The 17,615-nt window shown below is 71.8% G+C and carries 1 protein-coding gene; it reads right to left on the bottom strand.

The features are described from left to right. Window positions 1-7: 7 nt before the first annotated feature. Entirely contained in the window at window positions 8-17,581 is a 17,574-nt protein-coding gene (locus AMYAL_RS0135525; protein WP_020636060.1) for a non-ribosomal peptide synthetase, read from the bottom strand. Window positions 17,582-17,615 lie beyond the last annotated feature (34 nt).

Raw genomic sequence — 17,615 nt, forward strand, 5'->3', positions numbered from 1 at the left:
GGTGTCCTCACGCTTCCGTTTCGGCGGCGAGGCTTTCGAGCTCGCCCAGGATGAGTTCTTCGACCGTTCCGGCCAGCCCGGCGACGGTGCGCGCGGTCAGGACGTCGGCCGGGGTCAGCCGGACGGCGAACAGCGCGCTGGCCTTGGCCGCGATGTGCAGGCTCCGCAGCGAATCGCCGCCGAGGGCGAAGAAGCTGTCCTCGGCACCGATCCGCTCCACGCCGAGCACATCGGCCCAGATCGCGGCCAGCGCCAGCTCGGTTTCGGTTTCCGGCTCGACGTGCCCGGTCTCCGGCGCGGCGGGCGCGGGCAGTGCCTTCCGGTCGAGTTTTCCGTTGGCGCTGACCGGGATCCGGTCCAGCGTGACGAACGCCGACGGCACCAGATAGTCCGGCAGCCTCACAGCGAGGAAGTCCCGCAGGACGTCTTCCTCGGCTTCGGCGACGACGTAGGCGACGAGCTGCTTCAGACCGGGCTGGTCCTCACGGACGACGACCGCGGCCTGCGCCACGGCGGGATGCCGGGCCAGCACGGCTTCGACCTCGCCGGGTTCGACGCGGAATCCCCGCAGCTTCACCTGATCGTCCACCCGGCCGAGGAATTCGAGACTGCCCTCTCCGGTCCAGCGGACGAGGTCGCCGGTGCGGTACATCCGCTGCCCGCCCGGTGCGGCGAGGAACCGGTCGGCGGTCAGACCGGGCCGGTTCCGGTACCCGCGGGCGAGTCCGGCTCCGGCGAGATACAGCTCGCCGGGCACCCCCGGCGGGACCGGCCGCAGTTCCGGATCCAGGACACGGGCGACGGTCCCGTCCAGCGGCCTGCCGATGGGGATCCGGTCCGGGACCGTCCGGTCCATCGGATGGGCGGTGGCGAAAGTGGTCGTCTCGGTCGGCCCGTAACCGTCGACGACGCGCAGCCCCGGACAGGCGTCCAGCACACGCCGCACCGCCTCGGCCGGCACGACGTCGCCGCCGGTCCACACTTCCCGCAGTCCGGTGAAGCAGTCCGGGCTTTCCTGCGCCAGCACCCGGAACAGGCCCGCGGTGACCCACATCCCGGTCAGGCCGTGCTCGCGGACCAAGGTCCGCAGCCGGTGCGCGTCGAGGTCGCCGTCCGGCGCCGTGACCACACACCCGCCGGTGAGCAGCGGGACCCACAGTTCGTAGGTCGTGGCGTCGAAGGCCGCCGGGGAATGCAGCAGCACCCGTTCGTGGGCCCCACCGCGGAACCGGCCGTCCCCGGCCAGGGCGGCGACGTCACGGTGCCGCACGGCGACGCCCTTGGGGGTGCCGGTGGACCCGGAGGTGTACATGACGTACGCCAGCCGGTCGGGATCGACGACGACGGCGGGATCGCCGTCCGGCTCGTCGTCCACTGAGGACAGTCGGATGCTGTGCGGGTACTCCGTGTCGGAGACGACGAACCGGACACCGTCGAGCAGCGCCTGTCGCCGTTCCGCCGGGGCCCTGGTGTCGATCGGGAGGTAGGCACCGCCCGCCTTGGCCACGGCCAGTTCCGCCACCACGGTGCCCGCCCTGGTCGTGGCGAGGCCGACCGGTTCCTCCGGTCGCAGGCCGAGCCCGATCAGCCGGTGGGCGAGCCGGTTCGCCCGCCGGTTCAGCTCGGCGTAGGTGACCTGTTCGCCGTCGAGGACGGCCGCGACGGCGTCCGGCCTGGCACCGACCTGCCCGGCGAACAGCTCGGGCAGTGACCGGGCCGGGGCTTCCGTGCCGGAGTCGGTCCATTCCGCCAGCTGAAGTTCCTCTTCCAGGGTCAGCATCGACACTCGGGAGAGCACCCGGTCGCCGTCCTTGGTCAGTTCCTGGAGCAGCGTGAGGAGGTGCCCGGCCAAGCGGGTCACCGTCGGGGCGTCGAACAGGGCAGGGTCGTAGCCCAGATCGACGTGCAGCTCGCGGCCCGGCGACGCGACGACGGTGAGCGGGAAGTTCGTCGTCTCGCGGGCCGAAAGGTCGCGCACGGTCAGGCCGTGCCCGGCCTCGGCGTCGGTGATCGGGTAGTTCTCGAACACGACCAGGCTTTCGCAGAGGTTCACTCCGGCGGGCAGCTCCGCCCAGCCCTGGACGAGCGCGAGCGGCAGGTGCCCGTGCCGGCGTGCCTCCGCCTGGCCGGCCTGGAGACCCACGAGCCACTCCGCGACGCGGCTGTCCCGATCGACCCCGACCCGGACGGGCAGCGTGTTGATGAAGATGCCGGTGATCTCGTCCACCCCCGTCACCTCGGGCGGGCGGCCGGAGACGGTGGATCCGAACACGACGTCGTCGTGCCCGCTGTAGGCCGAGAGCAGCAGTGCCCACGCTCCTTGCAGAACCGCGTTCGGAGTGAGGCCGTGGCGTTTGACGAACCGGTCGAGCCTGGCCGTCGCCGCTTCGTCCATGCGGACGGGCAGCCAGTCGGACGAGCAGGCGATGTGCCCGGCCGCGGGCGCCCGGTCACCGGCGACGGGCGTCGGCCCGTCGATCCCGGCCAGGGTGTGGCGCCAGAAGCGTTCGGCGTCGGTCCGGTCCAGGCCGCCCAGCCAGCCGAGGTAGTCGCGGAACGGCGGCCTGACGGGCAGGGCTTCCCCGGCGTAGGCGGAACAGACATCGGAGAGGACGTGGAAGACGCTCCAGCCGTCGAGCAGCGCGTGGTGGAACGTCCACAGGACCTGGACCTCGGTCGCCGACGACCGCGCGAGCGCCACGCGCATCAGCGGTGCCTCCGCGAGGTCGAGCCCTTGTGCGCGGTCCTCGGCCAGTAGCCGCTGGAGATCGTGACCCGGCTCGACGACGCGGACCGGGAGCCGCACCTCGCGGCGCACCACTTGCAGCGGCTCCTCGACCCCGGCCCAGACGAACGCCGTCCGCAGGACCGGTGTCCGGTCCACGACCCGCTGCCACGCCGCGGCGAGCCGGTCGAGGTCGGTGACACCTTCGAGGACGAACGTCGCCTGCTCGACGTACATGCCTTGCGCGGTCTGGGACAGCCCGTGGAAGACCATCCCGCCCTGCATCGGCGTCGCCGGGTAGACGTCCTCGACCGCGCGCCCGTCGCCGACCAGTATGTCCACTGTGGATTGATCGAGGGCGGCCAGCGGAAAGTCCGACGGCGTGCGCCCACCCGACTCCGGAGCGGCGCAGTGCGCGATGATCTCGCGCAGCGCGGCCAGTGTCTTTCCCGCCAGGTCTTCGACGATGTCGAGCGGGTGCAGGGTGGTGACGTGTGCCCACGTCAGCTCCAGCACCCCGGCCACGACACGGCCCACGATGTCGAGCGAGTGGCTCACCGGAGCGGCTGGATCGACGTCCGCGTCGAGGGCGCCGGTCCGGAACACGCCCGCCTCGGCCTCGTCGAAACGGCCGAGATAGTTGAAGCCCACCTGGGGGTCGATGTCCGGCGCGGCACCGGTGAGATACCGCAGGGCGCCGTAGCCGATGCCCCGCCGGGGCACCGCCCGGAGCTGTTCCTTCACCGACTTCAGTGCCGTGCCCCAGTCGTCCGGGACGTCCAGCGCCACGGGGAACACGCTGGTGAACCACCCGACCGTGCGGGACAGGTCGACGTCGTCGAACAGGTCCTCACGCCCGTGGCCTTCCAGGTCGATCACCGGCGTCTGCCCGGTCCAGTCCCGCAGGACCCGGCCGAGCGCGGTCAGCAGGACGTCGTTGACCTGCGTGCGGTAGACCTCGGGAACGTCCTGGAGAAGCGCGCGGGTTTCCTCGGCGGTGAGCCGGACGGTCACCTCGCCGGTGTCGGCGATCGTGGCCGGTTCGGTGGCGGGCGGCGACGGGATCCCGCGCCAGTGCGCCAGTTCGTCGTCGAATCCGCCGCTCTGGGCGTGTTCGGCCAGCCGCTCCGCCCAGGCCAGGAAGGACGTCGTCTTCGGCCCGAGTTCACCACCGAGGTAGGCGGTTTCCAGGTCCTCCAGCAGGATCCGCCAGGAGACACCGTCGACGACGAGGTGGTGCGCGGCCAGGGTCAGCCGCCGCCCGTCGAGCACCGCCGCCAGCAGCGGACCTCGTTCGAGGTCGAAGGCGATCTCGTCGGTGAGCAGGTCGGCGGGCCGGACCGGTTCACCGTGCTGGACGTCGTCGCGCTCGAACCGCAGCCGCAGCCCGTCGTGATGCGCCCAGACCGTCTCCAGCGCGCGGCGCAGCGCGGCTTCGTCGACCTCCTCGGCGAAGTCCAGGACCACCCGCTGGTCGAACCGGTCCGGCTGGGTGGCGAAGTACCAGCGCTGGATCGGGGTGAGCGGCGCCGTTCCGGTGACCGGCCCCTGTTCGGCACGCGGACCGGTGCCGCCACCGGCGTGGGCGGCCAGCGCGGCGAGGGTCGGATGCCGGAAGACGTCGTGGGGCAACAGGATCAGCCCGGCACGGCGGGCCCGCGACACGACCTGGATGCTGAGGATCGAGTCGCCGCCCAGTTCGAAGAAGTTGGCCTCGGCTCCGACGTCCGCGACGCCGAGGACGTCCGACCAGATCCCGGCGAGCGCCCGTTCGGCCTCCGTCGCGGGCGCCGTCCTGGCGGCGTTGTCGCCGAAGTCCGGTGCGGGCAGGGCCTGCCGGTCGATCTTCCCGTTGGCGTTCAACGGGAAGCGGCCGAGCCGGACGAACGCGGCCGGGACCAGGTAATCGGGCAGCGTCCGGCGAAGGAACTCGGCCAGGCCGTCCGCGTCGCCGGTGTGGTAGGCGACGAGCCGTTTGATCCCGTGGTCCTCCCTGGTCAGGACCGCGGCCTGGCCGACACCGGGATGCGCGGTCAGCGCGGTCTCGATCTCCGCCGGTTCGATCCGGAAGCCGCGGACCTTCACCTGTTCGTCGGCGCGGCCGGTGTACTCCAGTTCTCCTCGCGCGTTCCAGCGGACGAGGTCGCCGGTGCGGTACATCCGCTCTCCCGGCGGGCCGAACGGGTCGGGTCCGAATCGGTCGGCGGTCAACGCCGGGTCGCCGAAGTACCCGCGAGCGAGTCCGGCGCCGGCGATGTACAGCTCGCCAGGCGTGCCCTGCGGCACGAGCCGCAGATCGGTGTCGAGGACGTACGTCCGCATGTTGTCGAGCGGTTTCCCGATCGGCACGGCACCGGGAACGCCGTCGGGGATGGGATACGAGGTGGCGAAGGTCGTCGTCTCGGTCGGCCCGTAGCCGTCGACGACGACCGTGCCCTGGCACGCCTCCCGTACCCGCCGGACCGCGGCGGCCGGGACGACGTCGCCGCCCGCCCAGACCTCACGCATCCCGCGGAAGGTCTCCGGCGCCTCCTGGGCGATCAGCCGGAACAGGCCCGCCGTGAAGAAGGCGCCGTGGACGTCGTAGCCGTCGATGACGCGCCGGAGGACCTCGACGTCGAGATCGCCGGGCGGCGCCAAGACGACGGTGCCCCCGTTGAGCAGCGGGACCCAGAGCTCGTAGGTGGAGGCGTCGAAGGCGGGCGACGCGTGCAGCAGCACCCGCTTGTGCGCGGCGAACCGCCGGTCGGCCGCCAGGGCGACCACGTCACGCTGGCGCACGGCCACGCCTTTCGGCCTGCCCGTCGAACCCGACGTGTACATCACGTACGCGAGGTTGTCCGGCGCCGCCTCGGGAAGCGCGACCTTCGCTGTCCGGCCGTCGGGGACGACGATCTGTCCCTTGTGAACGACGGAGCGGGCGCGGGTCCGGTCCGTGACCAGGATCGGCACACCGTCCAGCAGTGTCTTCAGCCGCGGCGCGGGCGCGCGGGTGTCGAGCGGCAGATACGCGGCGCCTGCCTTGACGACGGCGAGTTCGGTGACGACCAGATCCGCGGAGCGGTCCATGAGCACGCCGACGACGGTTTCCGGTCCGGCGCCGAGCGACACCAGATACCGCGCGAGGCGGTCCGCGCGCACGTCCAGTTCCGCGTACGTCAGGCGGGCGTCGTCACCGATGAGGGCGATCGCGCCGGGAGCGCGCGCGACCTGCCGGGCGAAGAGCCCGGCGAGGCTTCCTTCCGGCAGCGGGTGCGCGGTGTCGTTCCAGTCGCCGAGGATCTGGAGGCGTTCGGCGTCGGTGAGCAGGTCGATCCCGTCGAGTGGCCGGTTCAGGTCCTCCGCGAACGCGTCGAGCACGCTGACCAGCCGGCCCGTGATCCGCTCGGCCGTCGCGGCGTCGAACAGATCAGGGTCGTAGCCGACGTCGAGGACTAGCCGCTCCCCCGGCGACGCGACGACACTGATCGGGTAGTTCGTCGTCTCCGCGGCATCGACGTCGCGCAACCGGAGCCCGTCATGCGTCGCCGCGTCGATCGGGTAGTTCTCGAAGACGACGATGCTGTCGAAGAGACCGCCGTCGGCTCCGCTCCACGCCTGCAGCTTCGTCAGCGGCAGATGCCCGTACTTGCGGGATTCCACTTGCCGCTCCTGCAACTCGGCCAGCCACTTCGCCACCGGCGAGCGATCGGTGGTGACGCGCACCGGAAGTGTGTTGATGAAGATGCCGGTGATGTCGTCGGCGCCTGCCAACTCGACCGGACGGCCGGACACGGTGGTGCCGAAACAGACGTCGCGTTCCCCGGTCAGCCGGGACAACACCAGCGCCCACGCGCCCTGCAGGACGGTGTTCATCGTGAGCCCCGCCTTGCGCGCGGCTTCCCCGAGCCGCGCGGAGCTATCGACCGGCACCCGCGCCCACTCGGCCGACCGGCTCGTATGGTCCCGCGCCGTGAGCCGGGCGGGGGCGGTGAAATCGCCGAGTTCGCGACGCCAGTGCCGTTCCGCCTCGGCGTCGTCCTGGCTGCCCAGCCACGCGACGTAGTCACGGAAGGGCGGTCGCTCGGCCGGTTCGTCCCCGGCGTAGGCGGCGAAGACGTCGGACAGCACCCCGAAGACGCTCCAGCCGTCGAGCAGCACGTGGTGGAAAGTCCACAGCACGCGGGCTTCCGTGTCCGACAACCGCGCGAGGGTCAACCGCAGCAGGGTTTCCCCGTCCAGGTCGAGTCCCTCGGCCCGGTCCGAGGCCAGGACTTCCTGCCAGAACCGCTCCTGTACCGCCGGCGTGTGGGCGCGCCAGTCGAGCCGGGTGACCGGGACGGTCACCTGCCGCCGCACCACCTGCACCGGTTCCGGCACGCCCTCCCAGGCGATCCGTGTGCGCAGCACGGGCGTGCGGTCGACGACCTGCTGCCAGGCCTGAGCCAGCGCGTCGACGTCGTCGACGCCTTCGAGGACGAACCCGACCTGCTGGAAGTAGAGCCGTTCCTCCCGCTGGGAAAGGGAATGGAACACCATGCCCGCCTGCATCGGCGTCAGCGGGTAGACGTCCTCGACGTCGCGGCCGTCGCCGACCAGGGTGTCCACTGTGGCTTGATCGAGGGCGATCAACGGGAAGTCGGACGGGGTCCGCCCACCGGCACCCGGCGTGGCGCAATGCCCGATGATCTCCCGCAGCGCCGTCAGCATCGCCTCGGCGAGTCTGTCCACTGTGGACTCGTGGTGGACGCCCTCGGTGTAATACCAGGTCAGTTCGAGTTCGCCGGACTCGACGCGGCCGACGACGTCGAGCAGATGCGCTCGCGCCGAAAGCTCGCTCTCGTCGGATTCCAGCCTGCCCGAGGTGAACCGCCCGAGATAGTTGAAACTCACCGCCGGGTCGATCGCCGGCGCGGACCCGGCCAGGTGACGCAGCGCGCCGTAGCCGATTCCGCGCCGTGGCACCGCCCGGAGCTGCTCTTTCACCGACTTCAGTGCCGTGCCCCAGTCGTCCGGGACGTCCAGCGCGACCGGGAAGACGCTGGTGAACCAGCCGACCGTGCGGGACAGGTCGACGTCGTCGAACAGGTCCTCACGACCGTGGCCTTCGAGGTCGATGACTGGAACCCGGCCCGTCCACTCCCGCAGCACCCGGCCCAGCGCGGTCAGCAGGACGTCGTTGACCTGCGTGCGATAGGCGGCGGGCACTTCCCGCAGCAGCGCGTCGGTCTCCGCTTCGGGAAGCCGGACGGTGACTTCGCGCATCGAGGCGACCGTGGCCTCGCCTTCGCCGTCGACCGGGATCGAGATGTCTTCGGGAATCGCGCGCCAGTGCGGCAGTTCGTCGTCGAACCCGCCGCCGGCGGTGTGCTCGGCGAGCCTGATCGCCCACTCCCGGAAGGACGTGGTGCGCGGTCCGAGGTCGATCGGCTCGCCCCGGAGCGCCTGGGCGTAACCGCGGTCGAAGTCCTCGCCGAGGACCCGCCACGAGACGCCGTCGACCACGAGATGATGCACGGCGAGGGTGACGTCGTGGTCGGAGATGTCGAGGCGGATCAACGGCGTCTCGGCGCCGACCGGACCGTTCTCCTGCTTCCGGCCGTCGCCGGTGAACCGCATCCGCAGCGCGTCGTGGTGTTCCAGCAGCGCGTCCACGGCCTTGCGCGCCGCGGCGGTGTCGATCCGTTCAGGTCCTAAGTGGACGAACTGGTGGAAGTGGTCCGGGTCGGCGGTCTGGGTCGCGAAGAACCAGCGCTGGATCGGGGTGAGCGGCACCTCGCCGCTCACCGGGCCGCGGACGACGGCCTCCGTGGCGGTTCGGGCCGCGGCCGCGAGCGCCGCCGGGGTCCGGTGCGCGAACAGGTCTCCGGGCAGCAGTTCCAGTCCGGCGCGCCGGGCCCTGGACACCACCTGGATGCTGAGGATCGAGTCGCCGCCGAGTTCGAAGAAATCGTCGGTCGCGCCGACGCTGTCGACGCCCAGCACCTCGGCCCAGATCCCGGTGAGCACGCGTTCGCGGTCGGTGCGCGGCGCGACGTGGTCACGGGACCCGAAATCGGGGGTGGGCAAAGCGGTGCGGTCGAGCTTGCCGTTGACGTTGACCGGGAACCTCTCCAGCCGGACGAACGCGGCCGGGATCATGTAGTCCGGCAGGGTCCGGCCCAGGAACTCCCCGAGCCCCCCGGTCTCGCCGACGACGTAGGCGACCAGCCGTTTCACTCCGCCGTCCGCGCGGGCCAGCACGGCCGCCTGCTCGACGCCGGGGTGTTCGCCCAGCGCGGCCTCGATCTCGCTCGGTTCGACGCGGAAGCCGCGGATCTTGACCTGTTCGTCCACCCGGCCGACGAATTCGAGGGCGTCCTCGTCATTCCAGCGCACGACGTCGCCGGTGCGGTACATCCGCTCCCCCGGCGGCCCGAACGGGTCCGCGACGAACTTGTCGGCGGTCAAACCGGGACGCCCGAGATAGCCACGCGCGAGCCCGGCCCCGGCGAGATGCAGTTCGCCGGGCGCCCCCGGCGGGGCGAGCCGGAGGTCGTCGTCGAGGACGTAACCGCGGGTGTTGTCCAGTGGCGCGCCGATCGGCACGACGTCGGGTACTTCGTCCGGCAGCGGGTGCACGGTGGCGAAGGTGGTGGTCTCGGTGGGGCCGTAGACGTCGGCGACCAGGGTTCGCGGGCACGCGGCTCGCACCCGGCGCAACGCGACGGCGGGCACGGCGTCGCCGCCGGTCCAGACCTCCCGTACCCCGGCGAACATCTCCGGCGCTTCCTGCGCGACGAGCCGGAACAGCCCGGTCGTCATGAAGACACCGGTCACGTCGTGCGTGGTGATCACGCGGCCGAGCGTGTGGACGTCGAGTTCCCCCGGAGGGGCCAGGACGACCGTGCCGCCGTTCAGCAACGGCACCCACAGCTCGTACGTGGAGGCGTCGAAGGCCTGCGGCGAGTGCAGCAGCACCCGGTCGTGGGCCGCGAAGCGCTGGTCGGCCGCCAGCGCGAGGACGTCCCGATGCCGGGCGGCGACGCCCTTCGGTTTCCCGGTCGAGCCCGAGGTGTAGATGACGTAAGCAAGCTGCTCGGCGTCGACCGGCACCACGGGCGGCGTCTCCGGAGCGTCGCCCGCGTCCGTGACGATCACGCCGTCGTGGATCTCTTCGGCGGTGGCCAGCCAGGCCTGGTCGGTGACGAGGACGTCGGCCTCGGCTTCGCTCAGCAGCAGCCTCAGTCGTTCGGCGGGGGCGCGCAGGTCCAAGGGCAGATAGGCACCGCCCGTCTTCAGGATCGCGAGCTCGGCGACGACGAGGGCGGGCGAACGGTCCATCAGGAGCGCGACCCGGTCTTCGGCACGGACTCCGAGGTCGCGCAGCCGATTCGCCAGGCGGTTGGCCCGGACGTCGAGTTCGCCGTAGGTGACGGTCTCCACGTCGGAGACCAGCGCGACGGCATCGGGAGCCCGGCGCGCGCGAGCCTCGAACAGCTCGGGCACAGCCCCCTCCGATACCTCCCGCGCGGTGGCGTTCCGCTCACGGAGCAGGTGCCCGATCTCCGGCTCCGACAGCATCGGAATCCGCGTCACAGGCGCGTGCGGTGTCTCCGTGAAGACGCGGATCAGCGTTTCGAGGTGCCCGGCGAGCTGCCGGGCCAGGTCCGGCCCGATCAGCTCGGGGTCGTGGGTCAGCATCAGCGACAACCGCTGCCCTGGATACGCGACGACGCCGAGGGCGTAGTTCGTGCGTTCGGCCGCGCGGACGTCCCGCAGTCCCGCGACGTCCGCGACCGGGTAGTTCTCGAAGACGATGATGCTGTCGAACAGGCTGCCGCCGGTGTCGCTCCACGACTGCAACCGCGGCAGGCCGACATGGCCGAACCGGCGCGATTCCGCCTGCGCCGCCTGCAGTTCCCGCAGCCAGTCGACGAGGCCGCGCCCGGCGTCGAGCCTGACCCGCACGGGAAGGGTGTTGATGAACAGACCGGAGATGTCGTCCGCTCCGGGCAGTTCGACGGGCCTGCCGGACACCGTCGCGCCGAAACACACCTCGGATTCGCCGCTGTAGCGGGACAGCAGGGCCGCCCAGGCGCCTTGGACGATCGTGTTGAGCGTCAGGTGGTGCCGTCGCGCGAACGCGTGGATCCGGGCGGTCGTGGCGTCGTCGAACTCCACCGGGACACGAGCGGACGAGCTGGCCGTATGCGCGCGGGCGCCGCGGTCACCGGGCAGCGGCGTCGGGGTCACACCGGCGAGTTCGGCCCGCCAGTGGGTTTCGGCCGCCTCGTCGTCCTGCTCGGCGAGCCAGCCGGCGTAGTCGCGGAACGGCCGCCGCGCCCGCGGCTCTTCCCCGCGCAGCACGGCGAGGACGTCGGACAGGACACCGAAGACGCTCCAGCCGTCGAGCAGCACGTGGTGGAAGGTCCAGATCACCCGGACCGAGGTCTCCGACTCCTTGGCGATGACCAGCCGCATCAGCGGCGAGCTGGTCAGATCGAGCCCTTCCGCGAGGTCTTCGGCCAAGCGCCGCCGCATCGCCTCCTCGGCGTCCTCTGTGGACCAGTCCGGATAGCACACCGGGATCCCGGCCGAGCGCCGCACGACCTGCAGTGGCCTCGGCACGCCCTCCCAGACGATCCGGCTACGCAGGACCGGCGTCCGCTCGACCACCCGCTGCCAGGCGGCGCCGAGCGCCCAGGGGCCGGGAACGTCGTCGACGGTGAAGGAAACCTGTTCGAAGTAGTTGCGGTCGCCGGGCTGGGCCAGGCCGTGGAACACCATGCCCGCCTGCATCGGGGTCAGCGGATAGACGTCCTCGACGTCCCGGCCGTCACCGACGAGTTCGTCCACAGTGGACTGATCGAGACCCGCCAGGGGAAAGTCCGACGGCGTCCGCCCGCCAGCGCCGGGTTCGGCGCAGTGCCCGAGCAATCCACGCAGGTTTTCCAGCATGCCGTCGGCCAGCCGGGTCACGGTGGCCTCCTCGTGCACGCCTTCCGCGTAGTGCCAGGTGAATTCCAGCGTGTCGCCGGTGACCTGGCCGACCACGTCGAGCAGATGAGGACGGACGCCGCCGGGATCGGCGGCCAGGGACAGTTCGCCGTGTGAGCCGGTGTAGAGCTCGCCGTGCAGGTCGAACTGTCCGAGGTAGTTGAAGCTGATCTGGGGGTCGATGGCCGGAGCCGCGCCGGAGAGATAGCGCAGGGCTCCGTAGCCGATGCCGCGTCGCGGGACCGCGCGCAGCCGCTCCTTCACGGCTTTGATCGCCGCGCCCCACTCGTCCGGGACGTCCAGCGCCACCGGGAACAGACTGGTGAACCAGCCCACCGTGCGCGAAAGATCCACGCCGTCGAACAGATCCTCGCGGCCGTGGCCCTCCAGATCGATCACCGGGACCCGCCCGGTCCACTCCCGCAGCGTCCGGCCGAGCGCGGTCAGCAGGACGTCGTTGACCCGCGTCCGGTAGACGTCGGGTACCTGCCGCAGCAGTGCTCGCGTCTCGTCCGCGGTCAGCCGGACCGTCACCGCGCGGGCCCGGTCGACCGTGTTGGCGCCGGTCCCGTCGACGGGGATCGGCACGATCTCGGGGATCGCGCGCCAGTGCGCCAGTTCGTCGTCGAACCCACCGGCTTCCGTATGCGCGGCGACGCGGGCCGCCCACTCGCGGAACGATGTCGTCCTCGGCCCGAGATCGACCTGCCGGTAGGCCTGGTCGAGGTCGTCGAGCAGGATCCGCCAGGACACCCCGTCGACGGCGAGGTGGTGCGCGGACAGGTGCAGCACGCGCCGCGCGGGAGGACCGGACAGCGACCAGCGCAGAAGCGAGTGCCCGTCTTCGACGCCGGTGATGCGCAGCCGCCAGTGGTCGCCGTCATGGGTGAACGTCGTGCGCAGCGCGTCGTGGTGCTCGGTCACCGCGGCGACGGCGACGGCGACGGCGAGCGCGGTTTCGTCGGTGCCCTCGGTCAGTTCGACGGCGATGGCCTGGTCGAAGCGATCGGGTTCGGAGATCGTGTCGAAGAACCAGCGCTGGATCGGGGTCGGCACGACGTCACCGGACACGGGCCCCTGATCCGGGGCCGCGGAGGCGTCGGTCAAGGTGGGCGCGAGAGCGGCGATGGTCTGGTGCCGGAACAGGTCCGCCGTGGTGATCGCCAACCCCGCCTTCCTGGCCCGCGCGCTGACCTGGATGCTGAGGATCGAGTCGCCGCCGAGCGCGAAGAAGTTGTCCTCGACACCGACCCGGTCGAGGCCGAGCACCTCGGCCCAGATCCCCGCGAGCACGGCCTCACGTTCGGTTCGCGGCGCCGCTCCCCCGCTCACGGCGGGTTGGAAGCGCGGTTCCGGCAGGGCACGCCGGTCGACCTTCCCGTTGGCGTTGAGGGGAAGCACGTCGAGGACGACGAACGCCGACGGTACGAGATAGTCCGGCAGGGTGCGGCCGAGGGCGCCGCGCAGCGCCTCGGTGTCCACTGTGGACTCCGAGGCCGCCACGACGTAGGCGACCAGGTGTTTGCGGCCGGCGCCGGTCCGCGCGGTCACCACCGCCTGCGCCACCACGGGTTCGGCGGTGAGAGCGCGTTCCACCTCGCCGGGTTCGACCCGGAAGCCGCGGATCTTGAGCTGATCGTCGGCGCGGCCGGCGAACTCGAGTGTCCCGTCGGCGCGCCACCGCCCCCGGTCACCGGTGCGGTACATGCGTTCGCCGGGAGCACCGTACGGGCAGGCGACGAACCGGTCGGCCGTCGCGCCCGGCCGGGCGGCGTAACCACGGGCGAGTCCTGGACCCGCGACGCAGATCTCGCCCAGCGCGCCGCGCGGGACCGCGCGCAATCCTTCGTCGAGCACGTAGACGCGCATCCCGGTCAGCGGGGTCCCGATGGGGACGACCTCGGGGACCGCGCCGGCGGACGCCATGCGGAACGAGGTCGCGAACGTGGTGGTCTCGGTCGGCCCGTAGCCGTCGACGACCGCGACACCGGGGCAGCTGTCCAGGACGCGGCGGACGGCTTCGGGCGGGACGACGTCACCGCCGGTCCAGACTTCCCGCAGGCCACGGAAGCACTCGGGCGCGTCACCGGCGAAGAGCCGGAAAAGACCGGCGGTGAGCCAGAGCGCGGTGACACCGTGCCGCGCGGTCAGCTCCCGGACGACGTCGGCGTCGACGTCCCCCGGTGGCGCGACGACGACGGTGCCGCCGTTCAGGAGCGGGACCCACAGCTCGTAGGTGGAGGCGTCGAACGCCAGCGGCGAGTGCAGAAGCACGCGTTCGTGGGCGCCGCCGGTGAAGCGAGGATCCGTGGCCAGCGCGACCACGTCGGCATGCCGGACGGCCACGCCCTTCGGTACCCCGGTGGAACCGGAGGTGTACTCGACGTAGGCCAGGTTCGCGGGCTCGACCGCGACCGCGGCCGTGTCCCCGGTCGCGGGCAGCTTCACGATCTGTCCGTTGTGGACGGTCATGGCGGTGCCGTGCCAAGCGTCGTCGGTGAGCAGTACCGAGGTGCCGTCGAGGAGCAGTCGCAGGCGGTCCTCCGGGGCGCGCAGATCCAGCGGCAGGTACGCGGCACCGGCCTTGAGGATCGCCAGCAGCGCCACCACCAGGTCGGCCGAGCGGTCCATCAGCACACCGACCCGGTCTTCCCGGCGTACGCCGAGCTCGATCAGCCTGCCCGCGAGCCGGGCGGCCCGCACCCGCAGCTCGCCGTAGTCCAGGCGTTCCTCACCGAAGAGCACAGCGGGAACGTCCGGGTGCCGCTCGGCGTGCTGATCGAACAGACGCGTGATGGTCATCGACGGAGCTGCGCCCGGCGACGACAGGGCCAAGCGGTCGCCCTCGGTGAGAAGCGGAAGGTCACCCACCGGACGGGCGGGGTCGGCGGCGATCCCGGTGAGGAGGGTGTCCAGGCTCGCCGTCAACCGCTCGATCGTCGCCCGGTCGAAGAGCTCGGTGGCGTACTCGACGGTGACCCGCAGCCCGTCCGCGCGCGGCCAGAACTCCACGACCAGGTCGAACCGGGCCGACGGCCGGGGCAGGTCGTACTCCGAGACCCGCAGGCCGGCGGCCTCACGCGGGCGGACCAGCGGGCTCTGCAGGACCACGACCGCCTGCACCAGCGGCGTCCGCGACGGATCACGCTCGGGCTGCACCTCGTCGACGACGCGGTCGAAGGGGACGTCGGCGTGCGCGAACGCCTCCAGCGCGGTCTCCCGGAATCCGGCGAGGAAGTCCGCGAACGGCCGCGTTCGGTCGACCTGCGAGCGCAGGACCAGGGTGTTGACGAAGAACCCCGTCAGCGTCTCCCATTCGGCCCGGTCACGACCGGCGACCGCGGTGCCGACGGCGATGTCACGCTGACCGCCGTAGGCCGACAGAAGCAGTTGCACGGCCGCGGTCAGGGTCATGAACAACGTCGCGCCCTGCGGACGTCCGGCGGCGGTGAGATCGCGGATCAGGTCCGAAGACAGATCGTGCCGGTGCACCGCGCCCGCGGTGCCGCGTTGGGACGGCCTCGGCCGGTCGGTCGGGACGGCGAGCGGTTCGAGCCCCGCGAGCTTGTCCCGCCAGTAACCGAGCTGGGCGTCGTCGTCGGCCTGACGGCGCCAGTGGGTGTAGTCGCGGTAGCCCCGGTCCTGCGGCGGCGGAACGGCTCCGGCGTAGAAGTCCAGCAGCTCGCCGGTCAGGATGCCGATCGAACTGCCGTCTGTGACGATGTGATGCTGGCACAGGACGAGCAGATGCTCGTCCGGCCCCTGAGGATAGAGCGTGGCCCTGGTCAGCGGGCCGGTGCGCAGATCGAACGGCACCCGCAGCTCCGCTGACAGGAGGGCGTCGTCCGCGGCGGTGTCCGCGATCCGCAGCGGGATCTCGGCCGTGTCGGCGATGCGCTGGACGCCTTCGCCGTCACCGGCCTCGAAGGTGGTGCGCAGGGACTCGTGACGCGCGCAGAGCGCGGCGAGTGCGCCGCGCAGGGCGGGCAGATCCAACGCGCCGGAAAGCAGGAGGCCGACGGCAGTGTTGTACTCCGCGCTGTCCCCGGTCAGCTCGTCGAGGAACCACAGGCGCCGCTGGGCGGGCGAAAGCGGGATCACCTGCGCCGTCGGCGCGGCCGGGATCGTGCTTTCCGCGCCGGGATCCGCGGCGTCCACCGACCGGGCCAGCCCTGCGACGGTGGGTGTGTCGAACACCGCGCGGGCAGGCAACACCACGCCGAACGTGCGGCGCAGCCGGGACAACGCCTGCACCGCGAGGATCGAGTCACCGCCGAGGGCGAAGAAGTCCTCGTCGATCGCGACGTGGTCCGTCCCGAGCAGGTCGGCCAGGATCGCGGCGACGGCGTGTTCGGTGTCGGTCCGCGGCGCGATGTCCGCCTGCCTCGATTCCGGCGGCGCCGGAAGCGCACGGCGGTCGACCTTTCCGTTGGCGCTCAGAGGCAACTCGTCGAGGAGGACGAACGCCGACGGCACCATGTAGTCCGGCAGCGCCACCGCGGCGGCCGCCGTGAGGTCACCGAGCTCCTCATCAGGCCGCGCGACGACGTAGGCGATCAGTTTCTTGGCGCCCGCACGTTCCTCGCGGGCGACGACCACGACCTCGCCCACCCCGTGGGTGGCTGCGAGCACCGATTCGATCTCGCCGAGTTCGACCCGGAAACCGCGGACCTTGACCTGATCGTCGGTGCGGCCGAGGAACTCCAGTTCGCCGTCGTCGTTGTACCGCACCAGGTCCCCGGTCCGGTACCTGCGGCCGCCGGGCACGCCGGGATCGGCGACGAAGCGGTCCGCGGTCGCGCCGGGACTGCCCCAGTAACCGCGGGCCAGCCCCGCGCCGGCGAGGTACAACTCCCCCGGCTGCCCGGCCGGGACGGCGTTCCCCGCCTCGTCGAGGACCTGGGCGCGGACACCGTCCAATGGGCGGCCGATCGGCACGACGTCGGGGACGCCGTCCACGGAGGACATCGGCCGCGACGTCGCGAAGGTGGTGGTCTCGGTGGGGCCGTAGCCGTCGGTCACGGTGAGGCCGGGGCAGGCGGCCAGCACGCGGCGGACGGCCGCTGCCGGGACCACGTCTCCGCCCGTCCACACTTCTTCCACGCCACGGAAACAGTCCGGTGCTTCCTGCGCCACGACGCGGAACAGGCCCGCGGTGAGCCAGAGCGAGGTGACCTCGTACCGGCCGACGACGTCGCGCAGCGCCTCCACGTCCAGGTCGCCCGGCGGCGCGATCACCACCGTTCCCCCGGTGAGCAGCGGGACCCACAGCTCGTAGGTCGACGCGTCGAACGCCGCCGGGGAATGCAGCAGGACACGACGGTGTGCGCCGCCGGTGAACCGGCTGTCGGCCGCCAGCGCCGCGACATCCCGGTGCCGCACCGCCACGCCCTTCGGTGTGCCGGTCGAGCCCGACGTGTGCATGAGATAGGCCAGCTGATCCGCGTCGGCCGACGGTGGCACCGAATCCGGCGCCGGAAGCGCTTGTCCGGCGGCGATGATCTGTCCACTGTGGATCCCGGCGGCCCGCTCCGGCTCGTCGGTGATCAGCACGGACACCTCTGCCGAGGCCAGCAGCAGCCGGGCGCGGCTGTCGGGAGCACGCCGGTCGAGCGGCACGTAGACCCCGCCCGCGAGCACGATCGCCAGTTCGGCGACGACGAGTTCGGCGGATCTCCCGACCAGCACCCCGACCCGGTCCTCTGCGCGGACCCCGAGCCGGGTCAGCCGGAAGGCGAGGCGCGCAGCCCGGTCGGCCAGTTCCGCGTAGGTCAGCCGTCCACCATGGCCGTCCACCGCGACCGCGTGCGGGGCCGACCGCACCATCGCGGCGAACAATTCGGGCAGGGTGGCGGTTCTTTCGGACTCGGGGGTGGCCGTCGCGTCCAGCACGGTCATGGTTTTGGGCACCTTCCAGGCACAACAAGCGATC

Source organism: Amycolatopsis alba DSM 44262 (assembly GCF_000384215.1).
GTDB classification, from domain to species: domain Bacteria; phylum Actinomycetota; class Actinomycetes; order Mycobacteriales; family Pseudonocardiaceae; genus Amycolatopsis; species Amycolatopsis alba.

Excerpts from the sequence above, each read along its gene's own strand:
- AMYAL_RS0135525 (WP_020636060.1), bottom strand. The coding sequence starts at position 17,581 with ATGACCGTGCTGGACGCGACGGCCACCCCCGAGTCCGAAAGAACCGCC.